The 17,520-nt window shown below is 72.7% G+C and carries 16 protein-coding genes; 3 read left to right on the forward strand and 13 right to left on the reverse strand.

The window, feature by feature from the left end; translation table 11 throughout:
- The first annotated feature begins 72 nt into the window (after positions 1–72).
- Positions 73–618, forward strand: coding sequence for a Repetin (locus tag ACWCO8_RS20150; RefSeq protein WP_451033390.1), 546 nt, complete (start codon positions 73–75; stop codon positions 616–618).
- A 60-nt stretch (positions 619–678) separates the two neighbouring features.
- On the opposite strand, the gene ACWCO8_RS20155 is transcribed toward ACWCO8_RS20150, so the two are convergent.
- Positions 679–1,134, reverse strand: coding sequence for an Lrp/AsnC family transcriptional regulator (locus ACWCO8_RS20155; RefSeq protein ID WP_015032260.1), 456 nt, complete (start codon positions 1,132–1,134; stop codon positions 679–681).
- Positions 1,135–1,144: 10 nt separating this feature from the next.
- On the reverse strand, positions 1,145–2,626 hold the full coding sequence (locus tag ACWCO8_RS20160; RefSeq protein WP_451033391.1) for an amino acid permease: 1,482 nt from the start codon (positions 2,624–2,626) through the stop codon (positions 1,145–1,147).
- Positions 2,627–2,980: 354 nt separating this feature from the next.
- Between ACWCO8_RS20160 and ACWCO8_RS20165 the strand changes: the two genes are divergently transcribed.
- Positions 2,981–4,021 (forward strand): GDSL-type esterase/lipase family protein, encoded by a 1,041-nt coding sequence (locus ACWCO8_RS20165; protein WP_451033392.1) that lies wholly within the window; start codon positions 2,981–2,983, stop codon positions 4,019–4,021.
- 11 nt (positions 4,022–4,032) lie between these two features.
- Here ACWCO8_RS20165 and ACWCO8_RS20170 read toward each other — a convergent pair whose 3' ends face one another.
- The 7 genes from ACWCO8_RS20170 to fmt form a co-directional block, all read right to left on the reverse strand.
- On the reverse strand, positions 4,033–5,475 hold the full coding sequence (locus tag ACWCO8_RS20170) for a GuaB1 family IMP dehydrogenase-related protein (RefSeq protein WP_451033393.1): 1,443 nt from the start codon (positions 5,473–5,475) through the stop codon (positions 4,033–4,035).
- 105 nt (positions 5,476–5,580) lie between these two features.
- Positions 5,581–5,937 carry a barstar family protein gene (locus ACWCO8_RS20175; protein ID WP_362004890.1) on the reverse strand — a complete coding sequence of 119 codons (357 nt, stop codon included), beginning with the start codon at positions 5,935–5,937 and terminating at the stop codon, positions 5,581–5,583.
- Positions 5,924–6,325: a ribonuclease domain-containing protein gene (locus ACWCO8_RS20180; RefSeq protein WP_451033394.1), complete on the reverse strand. Its 402-nt coding sequence runs from the start codon at positions 6,323–6,325 to the stop codon at positions 5,924–5,926. Before ACWCO8_RS20180 ends, ACWCO8_RS20175 begins: the two co-directional genes overlap by 14 nt.
- A gap of 68 nt (positions 6,326–6,393) precedes the next feature.
- A complete protein-coding gene (locus ACWCO8_RS20185) occupies positions 6,394–7,419 on the reverse strand; it encodes a sugar-binding transcriptional regulator (RefSeq protein WP_451033395.1) in 1,026 nt (341 codons plus the stop codon).
- Positions 7,420–7,630: 211 nt separating this feature from the next.
- Positions 7,631–8,314: a ribulose-phosphate 3-epimerase gene (gene rpe / locus ACWCO8_RS20190; RefSeq protein WP_361968619.1), complete on the reverse strand. Its 684-nt coding sequence runs from the start codon at positions 8,312–8,314 to the stop codon at positions 7,631–7,633.
- Positions 8,315–8,448: 134 nt separating this feature from the next.
- Positions 8,449–9,870, reverse strand: coding sequence for an RsmB/NOP family class I SAM-dependent RNA methyltransferase (locus ACWCO8_RS20195; RefSeq protein ID WP_451033396.1), 1,422 nt, complete (start codon positions 9,868–9,870; stop codon positions 8,449–8,451).
- Between the two features lie 38 nt (positions 9,871–9,908).
- Complete coding sequence (fmt, locus tag ACWCO8_RS20200) at positions 9,909–10,853, reverse strand: methionyl-tRNA formyltransferase (RefSeq protein ID WP_451033397.1); 945 nt, start codon at positions 10,851–10,853, stop codon at positions 9,909–9,911.
- A 207-nt stretch (positions 10,854–11,060) separates the two neighbouring features.
- Between fmt and ACWCO8_RS20205 the strand changes: the two genes are divergently transcribed.
- Positions 11,061–11,579 carry a hypothetical protein gene (locus tag ACWCO8_RS20205; protein ID WP_362004877.1) on the forward strand — a complete coding sequence of 173 codons (519 nt, stop codon included), beginning with the start codon at positions 11,061–11,063 and terminating at the stop codon, positions 11,577–11,579.
- A 549-nt stretch (positions 11,580–12,128) separates the two neighbouring features.
- Here the strand turns inward: ACWCO8_RS20205 and ACWCO8_RS20210 are convergent.
- The 4 genes from ACWCO8_RS20210 to rpoZ form a co-directional block, all read right to left on the reverse strand.
- Positions 12,129–14,276, reverse strand: a complete 2,148-nt coding sequence (locus ACWCO8_RS20210; protein WP_451033398.1) for a primosomal protein N' — start codon at positions 14,274–14,276, stop codon at positions 12,129–12,131.
- Positions 14,277–14,393: 117 nt separating this feature from the next.
- Positions 14,394–15,602, reverse strand: coding sequence for a methionine adenosyltransferase (gene metK, locus ACWCO8_RS20215; protein ID WP_362004872.1), 1,209 nt, complete (start codon positions 15,600–15,602; stop codon positions 14,394–14,396).
- A 263-nt stretch (positions 15,603–15,865) separates the two neighbouring features.
- Complete coding sequence (coaBC, locus tag ACWCO8_RS20220; RefSeq protein WP_362004870.1) at positions 15,866–17,080, reverse strand: bifunctional phosphopantothenoylcysteine decarboxylase/phosphopantothenate--cysteine ligase CoaBC; 1,215 nt, start codon at positions 17,078–17,080, stop codon at positions 15,866–15,868.
- 116 nt (positions 17,081–17,196) lie between these two features.
- A complete protein-coding gene (gene rpoZ, locus ACWCO8_RS20225) occupies positions 17,197–17,469 on the reverse strand; it encodes a DNA-directed RNA polymerase subunit omega (protein WP_005319902.1) in 273 nt (90 codons plus the stop codon).
- Positions 17,470–17,520 lie beyond the last annotated feature (51 nt).

The raw sequence follows: 17,520 nt of genomic DNA on the forward strand, positions 1-17,520 counted from the left end.
CTGGCGCGACGACCCGGGGCGGGCCGCGCGGAAGAGTGGTGGCTGTCCGGTTGACCTGCTGAAAGGACCACCATGAACCGCCGTACGAAGATCGCCTCGCTGGCCGCCGCCCTGCTGATCACGGCCGGCGCCGCGGGCTCCGCCGTCGCCTCCGGGGACGGGAGGGGCGGCAACCGGGAGGCCGCCGCGCTCACGGGCAGCGCGAAGATCTACCGGGTGGCGAGCGACGACATCACGTTCTCCTTCGACGCCCATCTCGCGGCGAAGGACAACATGAACCCGGAGGCGGCCACCGGCACGTTCCGGTTCAGCCACTACAAGAACGGCACGGGCGGCTACGCCGTGGTGACGGTGGACTGTCTGGTCACGGGCGGCAAGGTGGCCACCGTGACGGGCAGGGTCACCGAGACCGACCTGGACGTGTTCCGGGACCGCCGCGTGGGGGTCTCCGTGCACGACCTGGGCAGGCACGACCGGCTGGGCTACAGCTGGGTGACCCAGGAGCCCGACAAGGGCGACGTGCCCCCGTGCCACACCCCGGCGCCGTTCGAGCGGACGAAGAGCGGCACGGGCGACTTCAAGGTGCTGCCCTGGCAGCCGGAGTACCCGACCGAATGACCCGAAGGGCGGCGCGGGAACCACGGCCCGCACCGCCCTTCGTCCCGCCGCCCGCCAGGGCTACGCGGGTGAGCCGGAGGAGAAGCGCCGCAGCAGCGGCGAGAGCACCAGGACGGACTTGGTGCGCTCCACGAACGGTTCGCCCGCGATGCGCTCCAGGACGCGCTCGAAGTGGCGCATGTCGGAGGCGAAGACCTGGACGACGGCGTCCGCGTCGCCGGTGACGGTCGACGCGGACACCACCTCGGGGTACCGCTCCAGACCTCGCCGGATGTCGTCCGGCGAGGTGTTGTGGCGACAGTAGATCTCGACGAACCCCTCGGTCTCCCAGCCGAGCGCCGCCGGGTCCACCCGTACGGTGAAGCCGGTGATGGCGCCCTCGGCCCGCAGCCGGTCCACGCGCCGCTTGACGGCGGGCGCGGAGAGGCCGACGAGCGAGCCGATGTCGGCGTACGAGCGGCGGGCGTCCTCCGCGAGGGCGTGGACGATGCGTTCGTCGAGGTCGTTGAGTCGCACTACGGGTGGATCACTTCTCTGCGTGGACGGCCCCGGCTTCGGTGGCCAGGCGGGAGCGGCGCATGCCGTACAGGAAGTAGAACACGAGGCCCGCGGCCATCCAGCAACCGAAGACCACCCAGGTGACCGAGTCCAGGCTGAACATGTTGTAGACGCAGAACCCGAAGCCGAGGATCGGGAAGGTCCAGCCGAGCGGCACGCGGAAGGTGCGGTCCATGGTCGGGCGGGTGCGGCGCAGCACGATCACCGCGATGTTGACCAGGGCGAAGGCGAACAGCGTGCCGATGCTGGTGGCGTCGACGAGCTTGCCCAGCGGGATGACGGAGGCGAGGGCGCCGCAGAACAGCGACACGATGATCGTGTTGACGCGCGGGGTGCCGGTCTTGCCGCTGACCTTGCCGAAGACCTTGGGCACGAGACCGTCGCGGGACATCGCGAAGAGGACTCGGGTCTGGCCGTAGAGGACGGTCAGGACGACGCTGGCGATCGAGATGACGGCGCCGGCGGCGAGCAGCGTGCCCCAGAAGGCCTGGCCGCTGACATCGTTCATGATCGCGGCCAGCGTGGCCTCGGAGCCCTCGAAGTCCTTCCAGTTCCAGGCGCCGACGGCGACGGCCGCGACGAGGACGTAGAGGACGGTGACGATGAGGAGCGAGAGCATGATCGCGCGGGGCAGGTCGCGCTTCGGGTCCTTCGCCTCCTCACCGGCGGTGGAGGCGGCGTCGAAGCCGATGTACGAGAAGAAGAGGCTCGCGCCCGCGGCGCTGACGCCGGCCATGCCGAGCGGCATGAAGTCGGCGTAGTTGCCGGACTTGAAGCCCATGAAGCCGATGGCGCAGAAGAGCACGAGCGCGGCGATCTTCACGAACACCATGACGGTGTTGACGACCGCGGACTCGCGGGCGCCACCGAGCAGGAAGACCATCGCGAGCAGGACGACGATCAGACCCGGCAGGTTGATGATGCCGCCCTCACCCGGTGCCGAGGACAGCACGTCGGGGATGGTGACGCCGATCGTGCCGTCGAGCAGCTCGTTGAGGTACTCGCCCCAGCCGACCGCCACGGCGGCGACGGAGACGCCGTACTCCAGGACCAGACACCAGCCACAGACCCACGCGACGAGTTCACCCATCGTTGCGTACGCATACGAGTAGGAGGAACCCGCGACCGGTATGGAGCCGGCCAGCTCGGCGTACGAGAGGGCGGAGAAGAGCGCCGTGAGACCGGCGATGACGAAGGCGATCGTGACCGCGGGGCCGGCCTTCGGGACCGTGTCGCCGAGGACGACGAAGATGCCGGTGCCGAGCGTGGCACCGATGCTGATCATGGTCAGCTGCCACATCGAGAGCGTGCGGCGGAGCTGACCGCCCTCGCCCTGGCCACCCTCGGCGACCAGGCGTTCTACCGGCTTGCGCCGGGTCAGGGCGGAGAGCCCGGAGGTCTTGGGGACGGTCGGCTCGGTGGCCGGTGAGGCTGTGCCTTGATCCAGCACTGCGAAGGCTCCTTGATCGCTGCCTGTCGAAATGCGACGACCACGGCGGTACGCGGGCATGACGAATGAGCCCGCGAGGGAGGGGGAACCGCCGAGAAGGCGGTCGCCGCCACTCCTGGTACGAGGCATGAGCCTAAGCCCCCGCGCTTCGCGCTCGTAATGCAGGGTTGTTGCGCACTCGCAGATGATCATTGCGCGCTCGGGGCCCAGACGGGGAAACATTGCGCCCCACCGCATGAATCGGCACATTGGGGCCCGAACGGGGGTGTGAAGCGACCCTCGCGTGCGCATTGACTCCTCGTGCCCGATGAACGACTCTGCGAGCCCTTTGCGTCCCCTCGATCGGAGGCTTCGGTGGGCTGGCTGGAACCCACTCCGTACCTGCGCGGCACGGCCTGGCTCGACGGCGGCCGGGCCGTCCGCGCCGACCCCGCCGATCTGGACCGGCTCCCCCTGGACACCGCCGAGCGGGCGGCGCTGCCGATCGGCGTACGGGTGGAGTTCACGGCCACGCCCGGCACGCGCGCGGTCGAGCTGCGCTACCGCGCGGCCGTACCCGCCGCCGGGGACACGCTGCGCGACCTGCGGCACTGCTTCGCGCTCTGGCGGGACGGGCGGTGCGTGGGCGAGAGCTTCACGGCCCCGGCGGAGGAGGCCACGATCGCGCTCGAACTCCCGCCCGGAGGAGGGACGTTCGCGGTCCATCTGCCGGAGAGCCAGGCGCCGGTGGTGCTCGGTCTGCGGGCGCGCGAGGGCGCCCTCTCCCCCGCCCCGAGGCGGCCGCGCTGGCTGGTGCACGGGGACTCGATCACCGAGGGCTGGTGGTCGACCCGGCCCGCGCACTCCTGGCCGGCCACGGCGGGGCGGGCGCTCGGCCTGGACACGGTCAACCTCGGCTTCGCGGGCGGGGCGCGCGGCGAGCTGCCCCTGGCCGAGCAGCTCGCGAGCCTCCCGGGCGAGCTGGTCACCCTCGCATTTGGCACCAACTGCTGGTCCAGGGCGCCCAGTTCGGCCGGCTGGCTGTACGAGACGGTACGGGCCTACGTGGGCCTGGTGCGCCGGGGCCACCCGGACGCCCCGCTGCTGATCCTCTCCCCCGTGCTCCGCCCCGAGGCCGAGGACGTCCGCAACGCCCTGGGCGCCTCGCTGGCGGAGCTGCGCACGGCCATGGAGGCCGCGGGCCGGGACCTCGCGGCGGAGGGCGACGGGCGGCTCCTGGTGCTCTCCGGGCGCCCCCTGCTCGACCCGGAGGACCTGGCGGACGGCCTGCACCCCAACGACCGGGGCCACGCCCGGATCGCGGCGGCGGTCGCGGAGGCACTGGGGCCGTACGCAGAGGGGGTACATACGCCGAAGGCCCCCGCGAGTCGTGACTCACGGGGGCCTTCGGCGTAAGGGCGGGAAGACTAGCTCCAGCTGGCGTGCAGCGGCTTGCCCTCGGCGTAACCGGCGGCGCTCTGGATGCCGATCACGGCCTTCTCCTCGAACTCGGCCAGCGAGGCCGCGCCCGCGTAGGTGCAGGAGGAGCGGACACCGGCGATGATCGAGTCGATCAGGTCCTCGACGCCCGGGCGGGCCGGGTCGAGGAACATCCGCGAGGTGGAGATGCCCTCCTCGAAGAGCGCCTTGCGGGCCCGGTCGTACGCGGACTCCTCGCTCGTGCGGTTGCGCACGGCGCGGGCGGAGGCCATGCCGAAGGACTCCTTGTACGCACGGCCCTGGGCGTCGTGCTGGAGGTCGCCCGGGGACTCGTAGGTCCCGGCGAACCAGGAGCCGATCATCACGTTGGACGCGCCGGCGGCGAGCGCCATGGCGACGTCGCGCGGGTGACGGACACCGCCGTCGGCCCAGACGTGCTTGCCGTACTTCTTCGCCTCGGCGGCGCACTCCAGGACGGCGGAGAACTGCGGGCGGCCGACACCGGTCATCATGCGCGTGGTGCACATGGCGCCGGGGCCCACGCCGACCTTGATGATGTCCGCGCCGGCGTCGATGAGGTCCTTGACGCCCTCGGCGGCGACGATGTTGCCGGCGACGATCGGTACCTGCGGGTCGAGCGCGCGCACGGCCTTGATCGCGGCGATCATCGACTCCTGGTGGCCGTGGGCCGTGTCGATGACGAGCGTGTCGACGCCCGCGTCGAGGAGCTGCTTGGCCTTGCCCACGAAGTCGCCGTTGATGCCGACGGCGGCGGCGATGCGCAGCTTGCCATTGGCGTCGGTGGCCGGCGTGTACAGGGTCGCGCGCAGGGCGCCCCTGCGGGTCAGGATGCCGACGAGACGGCCGTCCTTGTCCACGGCCGGGGCGTAGCGGCGGTTGGCGTGGTCGAGCGTGTTGAACGCGTCGCGCGGCTCGATGTCGGCGTCGAGGAGCAGCAGGTCCTTCGACATGACCTCGGAGAGCTGCGTGAAGCGGTCCACACCGGACAGGTCCGCGTCGGTGACGACACCGACCGGACGGCGGTCCTCGTCCACGACGACACCGGCGTCGTGCGCGCGCTTCGGCAGCAGCGAGAGCGCGTCGGCGACGGTCTGGTGGGGCTCCAGGACGATCGGGGTGTCCAGGACGTGGTGCCGGCTCTTCACCCACGAGATGACGTCGGTGACGACCTCGATCGGGATGTCCTGGGGAATGACGACCAGGCCGCCACGGCGGGCGACGGTCTCGGCCATGCGGCGGCCGGCGATCGCGGTCATGTTGGCGACGACCAAGGGGATCGTCGTACCGGTACCGTCCGGCGAGGCGAGGTCCACGGCCTGGCGGGAACCCACGGCCGAGCGGCTCGGCACCATGAACACATCGTCGTACGTCAGGTCGTAGGGCGGCTTGACGTCATTGAGGAAACGCACGTGCTGACATCCCAGTCGTTCGGATCGGCCCCTAGGCATTTCAGCCAGGGGAAAAAGCACGTAGTTCATTGTCCCACGCCGGTGGGTGTACCCGGCCCGGGCGATTCATCCGAGGCTTGCCGGACCCTCGTCGTCCGATCCTCCAAGGGTGTTCCCCCGCGGGGTCCCCAGGGCGAGCAGGACGGTCAGGCCCGTGGTGCTGGTGTCCGCGGCCGTGGCGAAGACGTCCTGGGCGGTCTCCCAGTCGCTCGGCCGGGCCGTGGCATAAGCCTGCCAGCCGGTGACGACGAGGGCTACCGGGCGGGGCAGATCGGTCAGACAGTCGGCGAGGGCGTCCCAGTTCCGGCCGAACCAGCGCGGGAGCGCGAGGGCGCCCGCGCAGCGGTCCATGAAGGCGGCCTTGTCGACGACCCCGTGCAGATCGAGGACGACGGGGTCGTGCAGCGCCTCAGCGAGCTTCATCGGGCAGGACCTCCCGGAAGGTCTCGTAGTGGTCGTCCGTGTAGTACACCTCGCCGCCCCGCCCGGTGACGAGACGCCGGGCGCCCCGGTCGCGTTCGCCGGGGGTGCGGACGGTGTACTCGCGGTAGTAGCCGCGTTCGCGGCGGGGCAGGATCCGCTCGAAGTTGGAGAAGGTCGCGCCGTCCTTGGCGTACGGGAAGGGCCCGCCGCGCTCGATGAGCCGCAGGGTCGCCCGCGCCTCGTCCGGCAGCTCCGCGACGCGGACGGTCTCCAGGCCGGAGGAGCCAGTGGGTGCGGGGCCGGCGCCGCTCTGGGCCGTGGAGCAGCCGACGAGCACGCCGACACAGAGGAAGAGCCCGAGAAGGGCGCGCAGGGGCCGCAGCAGCATGCCCCGACGCTACGACGGGCCCGGCCGCCCCGCCCGCCGTGCGGGCGGACGGGGCGTGACGCGGGGTCTCAGACGCCGTCGGGGTCGGCGCGCTCCAGCGCGGGGCGCGGGCCCGGGACGGACTCGGTGAGCAGGTAGTCGGCCGCGGCCCGGTCGGTCACGAGGCTGGTGACAAGCCCGGAGCGCAGCACCGCCCCGATCGCCGCCGCCTTGCGCTGACCGCCCGCGATCGCCACGACCTCGGGGATCCGGCGCAGCCGGTCCGCCTCGACCGTGATGCAGCGCTCGCCCAGGTCGCGGCCGACCCGGCGGCCCTCGGAGTCGAAGAGGTGCGCGGACATCTCGGCGGCGACACCGAGGGAGGCGTAGTGGGCGCGCTCCTCGTCGGTGAGCATGTCGTGCACGGTCGAGATGCCCGGCTCCCAGGAGCCGATGGAGACACAGGCGACGGTGACCTTGTCGAAGTACTCGAAGGCCCGGGCGATGCCCGTCTGGTTGCGCAGCGCGGCCGCCGTGGCCGGGTCGGGCAGCAGCATCGGCGCGTAGATGGGGTGCGCCTCGCCGCCGGACACCTGGGCGGCGCGGCGTACCGCCTCGACCGAGCCGCGCTCGGCGGTCCCGGCGTCGTACACGCCGGTGAGCTGGACGACGGTGCACGGGGGAAGCCGGTCGAGGGCAGCGGCCATGTGGATGGTCGAGCGGCCCCAGGCCAGGCCCAGGACGTCACCCTCGTTGACCAGCTCGCCGAGCAGGTCGGCGGCGACCTCGCCGAGGTTCTCCGGGTCGGGCGATTCGTCCTCGCCCTCCGCCGGGGACTCGACGACGACGGCGTGGCGGAGCCCGTAGCGGGCGCGGAGCGCGTCGGAGCGCTCGGCGTCCAGCTCGGCCGGGACGCGGATCTCGATCCGTACGAGGTCGCGTTCGAGCGCGGTCTCCAGGACCCTGGCCACCTTGAAGCGGCTCACGCCGAACTCCTCGGCGATCTGGATCTTGGACTTGCCCTCGAGGTAGAAGCGACGCGCCATGGCCGCCGCCTGCACCAGCTCCGCGGGTCCCATCCGCAGGGCTGACCGTCCCGCCGAGATTCCCGCCACCGCGATCTCCTTAGCTCTGTTCACGTACCGCTGCTCACGTGCCGCGTCGTGGTGCTGGTCGTGCTGCCGTCGTACTGCTGTCGTACTGGGGTCTTGCTCAGGTCGTGCTCGGGTCGTTCACACTCTGGACCCGCTGTTCATCCTGTCAGATCCGACGGGTCCCGATCGGTCCTGTCGGCGCTCCGACGGACCGCGTTCATCTGCCGGAAGTTCAGTGGCCACACGCCCACGCCGCCGTGGCGGTCGCGGCGTCGGCCTTGGCACGGAGGGAGCGGACCGCCTCGGCCGGGTCCTGGGCGCCGTAGACCGCCGATCCCGCGACGAAGACGTCGGCGCCGGCCTCGGCGCACCGCTCGATGGTCGACTCGGCCACGCCGCCGTCGACCTGGAGCCACAGCTCCAGACCGTGCTTGGAGATCAGCTCACGCGTGCGGCGGATCTTGGGCAGCATGATGTCGAGGAAGGCCTGGCCGCCGAAGCCGGGCTCGACGGTCATGATCAGCAGCATGTCAAGCTCGGGGAGCAGGTCCTCGTACGGCTCGATGGGCGTCGCGGGCTTGAGCGCCATCGAGGCGCGCGCCCCCTTCGCCCGGATCTCGCGCGCGAGCCGCACCGGGGCGGCGGCCGCCTCGACGTGGAAGGTGACGGACCCGGCGCCGGCCTCCACGTACTGCGGGGCCCAGCGGTCCGGGTCCTCGATCATGAGGTGGCAGTCCAGCGGGGTGTCCGTGGCCCGGGCCAGCGACTCGACGATCGGCACACCGAGGGTCAGGTTCGGGACGAAGTGGTTGTCCATGACATCGACGTGCAGCCAGTCGGCTCCGTCGACGGCCTTCGCCTCCTCTGCGAGGCGGGCGAAGTCTGCGGACAGGATGCTGGGGTTGATCTGCGCCATGTGCCAAGCCTGCCATGTTCTTGGGCACTTCTTTGCCGCGAAGCGGTTTCGGTCCGGGATACGGGCGCCTTCGGACCCGATTCCGGCACGGAAGGCCGGGATATAGCCGACCTTCCGGGCCCTTCGGGCAGCTCTCAGGCGGTACGACGCAACAGCGCCAGGTACATCGCGTCCGTGCCGTGGAGGTGCGGCCAGAGCTGGACGTCCGGTCCTTCGCCGAGCGCGGGGACGCCGGGCATCAGCGGGCGGACGTCGATCCACTCCGCCTCGACCGCCGGGCCGCCACGCCCCTTGAGGACGTCCTCGACGACGATCCGGGTCTCGGCGAGGTGCGGCGAGCAGGTCGCGTACCCGACGACACCGCCGACGCGGACCGCCGAGAGCGCTTCGCGCAGCAGCCCGCGCTGGAGCGGGGCGAAGCCGTCGAGGTCCTCCGGGCGGCGGCGCCAGCGGGCCTCCGGGCGACGGCGCAGAGCGCCGAGGCCCGAGCAGGGCACGTCCATGAGGACCCGGTCGAAGGAGCCGGGCCGCCACGGCGGGCGGGTGCCGTCGGCGGCGATGACCTGGTACGGGCCGGGGTTGCCGGCCAGGGCGCGCTCGACGAGCCGGGCGCGGTGGGGCTGCTTCTCGGAGGCGAGCAGGGTGGCGCCGCGCTCGGCGGCCAGGGCGCCGAGGAGGGCCGCCTTGCCGCCGGGGCCGGCGCAGCCGTCGAGCCAGCGCTCGTCGCGGCCCTCGAGGGGCGCGTTGGCGAGCGCGATGGCGACGAGCTGGCTGCCCTCGTCCTGGACGCCGGCCCGGCCCTCCTTGACGGCCTCGATGGCCCCGGGCTCGCCGCCCTCGGCCAGCCGTACCGCGTACGGCGACCAGCGCCCGGGCAGCGTGTCCTCGTCGGTCAGCTCCTCGGTGGTGGCCCGCCCGGGCCTGGCGACGAGGGTGACCTCGGGCCGCTCGTTGTCTGCCTCCAGGAGGTCCTCGATGCCGGCCCGGCCGCCGCCGAGGGCGTCCCAGAGCGCGGAGACGACCCAGCGGGGGTGCGAGTGGACGACCGCGAGGTGGTCCTCTGCGTCGTCCTCGTAGGGCGGGGCGACCTGCTCGATCCACGCGTCGAGGTCGTGCTGCGAGATCTTCCGCAGCACGGCGTTCACGAACTTGGCCCGCCCGTCCCCGAGGACGACCCGCGCGAGTTCGACACTGGCGGAGACGGCGGCGTGCGTGGGAATCCGCGTCCCGAGCAGCTGATGCGCCCCCAGCGACAGCACGTCGAGAACCGGCGGATCGACCTCCCTCAACGGCCGGTCGACACACGCCGACACGATCGCGTCGTACGTCCCCTGCCGCCGCAGCGTCCCGTAGACCAACTCGGTCGCGAGCGCCGCGTCCCGCCCGTCGAAGTCCCCCTTCTCCCGGGCCTTCTTCAACAGCGGCGGCAACACGAGATTCGCGTACGCGTCCCGCTCGTCGACCGCCCGCAACGCCTCGTAGGCCAGAATCCGCACGGGATCCTTCTTGGGACGCCGATACGGCTTGGGGGGACGGCGACGTGCCTGCTCGCTCAAAAGGTGCTCCGCAAGAGAAATGACGAGGTCGAACCCTCTCAGCCTACGTCGGCCCCGCCCACCCGCTCACCGGGGGCGATGCGGACGCCGCGGGCCCAGTCGGCGGCCTTCATCGGCTTCTTGCCCTGGGGCTGGACCCAGAGGAGTTCGACGGCGTGCGAGCCGGTGCCGACGTACACGTTGTTCTTGCCCGCGGCGAGCTCTCCGGGCGTGAGGTCCGTGCGGTCGGGGAGCAGCGCCGTCTGGATCAGCTTGAGGCGCTCGTCGCGGAACACCGTCCAGGCGCCCGGCGCGGGCGTGCAGCCGCGTACGACGCGGTCCACGCGGAGCGCGGGGGCCTTCCAGTCCACGTGGGCGTCCTCGACCTGGATCTTGGGCGCGAGCGTGATGTCCTCGGCCGGCTGCGGTACGGCCTTCAGCGTGCCGTCCTCGATGCCGTCCATCGTCGCCGAAAGCAGCCCCGCGCCCGCGAACGCGAGCCGCGTGAGCAGGTCACCGCTGGTGTCGGTGGGGCGGACGTCCTCGGTGATCACGCCGTAGACCGGGCCGGAGTCGAGCCCCTCCTCGATCTGGAACGTCGACGCGCCCGTCACCTCGTCGCCCGCCATCACCGCGTGCTGGACCGGCGCCGCGCCACGCCACGCCGGCAGCAGCGAGAAGTGCAGGTTCACCCAGCCCCGCGCGGGGATGTCGAGGGCGGCCTTGGGCAGCAGCGCGCCGTACGCCACGACCGGGCAGCAGTCCGGGGCGATCTCGCGCAGCCGCGCGAGGAACGCCTCGTCGCGCGGCCTCGCCGGCTTGAGGATCTCGATCCCCGCCTCCTCCGCCCGCTCGGCGACCGGGCTCGCCACCAGGCGCCGGCCACGGCCTGCGGGGGCGTCGGGACGGGTGACGACGGCGGCCACCTCGTGCCGGCCGGAGGCGAGCAGGGCGTCCAGGGCGGGCACGGCGACCTCGGGGGTGCCTGCGAAGACCAGCTTCACTCGGAAAAACCTCGCATGTCGGGGCGGTGGAGGGCAGCGCACCAGTCTAGGGGGCGTACGTGACGACGAGCGCCCCGCGCATATGCGTGTACGCCCCTGCAGCGTGACCCAACCACGGGTGGCGCGTTGGTCAAGAGAGATTGACCGAAACGGGCCCGCCCTTGTCGTGGCCCGACCCTTTTCCACGCCGGTTCGAGAGGCTTTCACATGGCCGACCACGCAACCCACGACGCCCAAGCCCGGGCAAGTCTGCACCTGTTGGTGCGGGACATCGAGCGGGTCCGGCGGCAGGTCGACGCACTGCGCACGCTCACGGCCCAGTTGGGCAATGTCTACCGCCCGCGCCGCTCCGGCCCGTCGACGGGCTTCGTCGTCTACGGGCGGGCGCCCGCCCCGACCGTCCGGCTGGCCCAGGAGCTGCGCGACAGTGTCGAGACCCTGGTGACGGCGGCCGTCGACTTCGACCGCTCGCTCGGGTTCTCGTGGGACGCGGTCGGCTCGGCGCTCGGGGTCACGAAGCAGGCCGTCCACCGCCGCTACGGCGCGCGCCGCGCGCCCCAGCCGGGGCTCGTCGTGGACCAGGAGCACGCGCCGGAGCCGGGCACGACGCGCACGATGCCGGTGGTACCGCCGGCCCGCACGATGCCGCCCCAGCCGACCCCGGTGACCCCGGCCCTCCGCGAGGACCCCCGCCCCCCGGCCTTCCCGGGCCCCCGCAACGGCTGACGCGCCACCCTGCGGCTTGCGGCAACCCGTGACCTGGGACGACGCCCATCCGCCCGTACGGGGTTCCGCACGGCGGCCCCGCCCCGGCGCCCGCACGCGGGTTGTGTCCGGCCACCCCGTCCCCTCGGGTTGTGGGCGACAACGTGGCCCCCAGGTCGTGGGCACCTCCCGTCCCCCTCGGGTTGTGGGCAGTCGTTCCGCTGGGCGGAACGGGTGGGCACAACCCACGACGGCGCCGCACCCGGGGTCACCGGGAGCACGGGAGCCTGGGCCCGGCAAGGGCGCCCACGTCCCGTGTGCCCACCCGTCCCGCCCAGCGGGACGATTGCCCACACGGGAGGGTGGCGAGGGAGCGGGGACGGGTGGGCATCGCCCAGCCGACGGGATGGCCACGCGGGGCGACGGCCCGGAGGGCGGGTGGGCACCGCCCAGTGCGCGACCCGTGGGCACACGGCGGAGGCGGAGGGCGGCGCCACCCAGCCGGGCTCAGCCCGCGACGGGGCTCGAGCGTAGGCGCCGCCCCGCCAGGCGGCCTCGCGCCCAAGCGGCCTACCCGATGTCCGGCGGGTCCACCCTGACCCGGACCGGGTCTCCCCCGCCGCGCGACAAGCGCGCCGCGCGGGCGTGTTTCAAGGACGTCGCCAGCGCCGCGCCCGTGCCCGGGGGGACGCGGATCAGGGCGCGGGTCCAGTGTTCGCCCGGCGGGGGGTCGCCCGGGCGGCGTTGGCCGCCGGGGCGGACGACGGGGAGGGGGACCGGGCCCAGGATCTCCGCGTCGCCCGGGAGGTCCGCGCCGGACAGGAACGCCTCGACGGCCTCCGGCGGGCCGGAGATCGCGGCCATCCGGGACACCGGCGGGAAGCCCAGTTCCGCGCGCTCCGCCAGCTCCCGCTGGGCGTGGCCCACCGGATCCCACCGCACCAGCGCCTGCACCGGCCGCAGTGTCGGCTCGGCGACGACCACGACCGTGCCGCCCTCTCCCTGGCCCCGCACCAGCGAGGCCGCGTCGATCCAGCGTCGTAGCGCCTCCTCGCCCGCGCGCAGGTCGGGGCGGCCGAGCATGGCCCAGCCGTCGAGGAGCAGCGCCGCCGCGTAGCCGCCCTCGGCGACCGGTTCCGCTCCCGGGGTGGAGACCACCAGCGCGGGCCGCCCCGGCACGGTGTCCAGGACGTGGTCCCGCCCCGACGTCCGTACCGGCACCGCCGGGAACGCCCGGCCCAGCTCCTCCGCCGTCCGCCGCGCGCCCACGATCTGGGCCCGCAGGCGCGTCGAGCCGCACTCCACGCAGTGCCAGTCCGGCGCGCCCTTCCCGCACCAGCCGCACCGCAGCTCCGCCTGCTCGGGCGCCTCCAGCGGGCCCGCGCAGTGCCGGCAGCGGGCGGGCGTCCGGCACCGCTCGCACGCCAGCCTCGGTACGTAACCCCGGCGCGGCACCTGGACGAGCACCGGGCCGGTCTTCAGGCCCTCCCGGACCGCCTGCCACGCCAGCGAGGGCAGCCTCGCGGCGCGCGCGGCCTCGTCGCGGGCCAGCTCGCCGTCCCCCACGGTCCGCACGAGCGGGGCAGCGAGCCGCACCTGATCGCGTCCCGCGACCAGCGGCGCGGCCCAGCCGGACTCCACGAGCTGGGCGGCCTCGACCGTGCAGCTCGTGGAGCCGAGCAGGAAGGCGCACCGGCCGTGGGCGGCGCGCAGCAGCAGGACATCGCGCGCGTGGGGCTGCGGGGCGTGCGGCTCGCTGTGGCTGCCGTCGCCGTCGTCCCAGATCGCGACGAGCCCGAGGTCCCGTACCGGCGCGAACATCGCCGCGCGCGTGCCGACGACCGCCCGCACGGAGCCCCGCCGTACCGCGAGCCACTGGGCGTACCGCTTCTCCGGACCGGCGTCGGCCGTGAGCAGCGCGTGCCGCCCGGGGCCCAGGAGCGCCGTCAGCGCCTCGTCGACGCGCGACGCCGCCCGCCCGTCGGGTACGACGACGAGCGCGCCGCGCCCGGAGGCGAGCGTGGCGCCGACCGCCCGGGCGAGCTCCTCGGCCCAGTGGGGGCCCGGCAGCGCGTTCCAGACCGCCCGCGGGGCCGCGCCGCGCGCGAGGGCGGTCAGGAAGGCAGGGCCGCGCTCGTACCGCGTCCAGGTGCCCGCCTCGGGCGCCTCGGGCGACGGCAGCGCCTCCGGGGAGACCTTTCCCTCGGCCCGCGCGCTCCGGGGCGGCACGGCCAGCTGGAGGACGTCCGCGAGGCTTCCCGCGTACCGGTCGGCGACCGCCCGCGCGAGCCCCAGGAGCTCGGCGCTGAGCACCGGCTCGGGCGACACGACGTCCGCGAGCGCGGCCAGGGCGCCCTTGTAGTCCGACTCGGCCCGCCGCTCGACGAGGAAGCCGTCGATCAGCCGCCCGCCCTCGCGTCGCCCGTCCCTGACCTGGTGCGCGCCGGCCCCGAACCGCACCCGCACCCGCACCCCCGGCTGGGCGACGTCGTCGAGCTCCTCGGGCACGGCGTAGTCGAAGAACTGGTCGAGGTGCAGCACGCCCTTGTTGACCACCACCCGCGCCACGGGCAGCTCCTTGGCCAGCGCGGCCCCGCGCCAGGTCCTCGGCTTGGCCCGGGGCACCTTGGCCTGGCGCACGGTCTCCCGAATGAGCGCGAGCTGCTCGTGCGGCTCACCGGCCGCATCTCCCTCGGGCGTCTCGTTCTCGCTGCTCACAGCCTCATACCTACCAGAACGCACTGACAGCCGTCCTCGGCAGGACAACGGCCGGACATGCGGAAGCCCGGCTCCCCCGAAGGGGGCCGGGCTTTCCAGCACGTGAAACGAAGGACCTTAGAGGCCCGCCGCCTTCTTCAGCGCGTCCACGCGGTCCGTGCGCTCCCACGTGAAGTCGGGAAGCTCGCGGCCGAAGTGGCCGTACGCCGCGGTCTGGGCGTAGATCGGGCGGAGCAGGTCGAGGTCGCGGATGATCGCGGCCGGGCGGAGGTCGAAGACCTCACCGATGGCGTGCTCGATCTTCTCGGTCTCGACCGTGTTCGTGCCGAAGGTCTCGACGAAGAGACCGACGGGCTCGGCCTTGCCGATCGCGTACGCGACCTGGACCTCGCAGCGCGAGGCGAGGCCCGCGGCCACGACGTTCTTGGCGACCCAGCGCATGGCGTAGGCGGCCGAGCGGTCGACCTTGGACGGGTCCTTGCCGGAGAAGGCACCGCCACCGTGACGGGCCATGCCGCCGTAGGTGTCGATGATGATCTTGCGGCCGGTGAGGCCGGCGTCGCCCATCGGGCCGCCGATCTCGAAGCGGCCGGTCGGGTTGACCAGCAGGCGGTAGCCGTCGGTGTCCAGCTTGATGCCGTCCTCGACGAGCTGCTTCAGGACGTGCTCGACGACGAACTCGCGGATGTCGGGCGCGAGCAGCGACTCCAGGTCGATGTCCGAGGCGTGCTGCGAGGAGACCACGACCGTGTCGAGGCGGACGGCCTTGTCACCGTCGTACTCGATGGTGACCTGGGTCTTGCCGTCGGGGCGCAGGTACGGGATGGTCCCGTTCTTGCGGACCTCGGTCAGCCGGCGGGAGAGCCGGTGCGCCAGGTAGATCGGGAGCGGCATGAGCTCCGGGGTCTCGTCCGACGCGTAGCCGAACATCAGGCCCTGGTCGCCGGCGCCCTGCTTGTCGAGCTCGTCCTCGTCACCCTCGACGCGCTTCTCGTACGCCGTGTCGACGCCCTGCGCGATGTCCGGGGACTGCGACCCGATGGAGACCGAGACGCCGCAGGACGCGCCGTCGAAGCCCTTCTTCGAGGAGTCGTACCCGATCTCGAGGATCTTGTTCCGTACGAGGGTGGGGATGTCGGCCCACGCCTTCGTGGTGACCTCACCGGCGACGTGCACGAGGCCGGTGGTGATCAGCGTCTCGACGGCGACGCGGGACGTGGGGTCCTCGCGCAGCAGCGCGTCGAGAATGGTGTCGCTGATCTGGTCAGCGATCTTGTCGGGGTGACCTTCGGTCACGGACTCCGAAGTGAACAGACGACGGGACACAATGCTCCCTGGGGTTGCAGCGGCTGCTGGCTGAACAATGTCGGACGGCAGGGGGCTGCGCCCCGCGTCGTACCAAGAACAGTCTATCGGGCGTCATCGGGCATTGGGGCAGGTGTCTCGCAAGGTGGGAGGCCTGAGCTCGCCGAATCCGGCCCCGCGCGCCTCACGCACACCCATTCCCCTCGCCCATGGGGACGGGATTTCCGGGGGATTCACTCGGCCGGGACGGTGAAATCCGGCCGGGGGTGAGATTTCCCCGAATTCTACCCGGGAAGGGTCCGCAGACGGGGTGCGACGAGGTCCCAGACCGTCTCGGCGAGGGCTTCCTTCGGCCCGTACGGTACGGGCGTGTCGGAGCCGTCGGCGGCGAGGACGACGGCCTCGTTCTCCTCGGAGCCGAAGGTCTTGCGCTCGCCCACCTCGTTGACCACGAGCAGGTCGCAGCCCTTGCGGCGGAGCTTCTCGCGGCCGTTGGCGAGCACGTCGTCGGTCTCGGCGGCGAAGCCCACGACCACCTGACCGGGCAGGGCCCGGTCAGCGGAGATCTCGGCGAGGATGTCGGGGTTGCGGACCAGCTCCACGACCGGGGCCTCCACGCCGTCCTGCTTCTTGATCTTGCCGGGGGCGTAGACGGCGGGGCGGAAGTCCGCCACGGCGGCGGCCATGACCACGGCGTCGGCGTCGGCGGCCGCCTTGAGCACGGCCTCGCGCAGCTGGATCGCGGTGCCGACGTGGACGACGTCGACCCCGGCCGGGTCGGGGATGCCGGTGTTCGCCTCGACGAGCGTGACCCGGGCGCCCCGGGCCGCGGCGGCCTTGGCCAGGGCGTAGCCCTGCTTCCCGGAGGAGCGGTTGCCCAGGTAGCGGACCGGGTCGAGGGGCTCACGGGTGCCGCCCGCGCTGACCACGACGTGGCGGCCGGCGAGGTCGGGCGCGACGACGCCACGGGCCAGGATCCGGCGACAGACCTCGAATATCTCGCCCGGGTCGGGCAGCCGGCCCTTGCCGGTGTCGACGCCGGTCAGGCGGCCGACGGCGGGCTCGATGACGACCGCGCCGCGACGGCGCAGGGTGGCGACGTTCTCCTGGGTGGCGGGGTGCTCCCACATCTCGGTGTGCATCGCCGGGGCGAAGACGACCGGGCAGCGGGCCGTGAGCAGGGTGTTCGTCAGGAGGTCGTCGGCGAGGCCGTGGGCGGCCTTGGCGAGCATGTCGGCGGTGGCGGGGGCCACGACGACGAGGTCGGCGCCCTGCCCGATCCGTACGTGCGGGACCTCGTGGACCGCGTCCCACACCTCGGTGGAGACGGGGTGGCCGGAGAGCGCGGACCAGGTGGCGGCGCCGACGAAGTGGAGCGCCGAGGCGGTGGGGACGACCCGGACGTCGTGGCCCGACTCCGTCAGCCGCCGCAGCAGCTCACAGGCCTTGTAGGCGGCGATGCCGCCGCTGACGCCCAGAACGACCTTCGGCTTGGTCACCACTGCCACTCCCCGCACTCGGATGCGTACTCGGATGCGTACGACTCCATGAGACACCACAGGCCCGGCGGTTGTTCCGCCGGGCCTGTGGTGAGAAACGTAACGTGCTGACGTGCTTACTGAGCCGGGCCCTCGATGGCCTCGGACGTCAGCAGACCCGCGTTGATCTCGCGCAGGGCGATCGAGAGCGGCTTCTCGTGCACGTGGGTGTCGACGAGGGGGCCGACGTACTCGAGCAGGCCCTCACCGAGCTGCGAGTAGTACGCGTTGATCTGACGCGCTCGCTTGGCCGCGTAGATCACGAGGCTGTACTTCGAGTCGGTCGCCTCGAGCAGCTCGTCGATCGGCGGGTTGATGATGCCCTCGGGCGCGGTGATGGAAGAGGACACGTCTAGCCTTCCGAAGAAACTTCTGGGTGAGCTGATCCGGGTGATCAGATC

The organism is Streptomyces sp. NPDC001927, assembly GCF_053594455.1.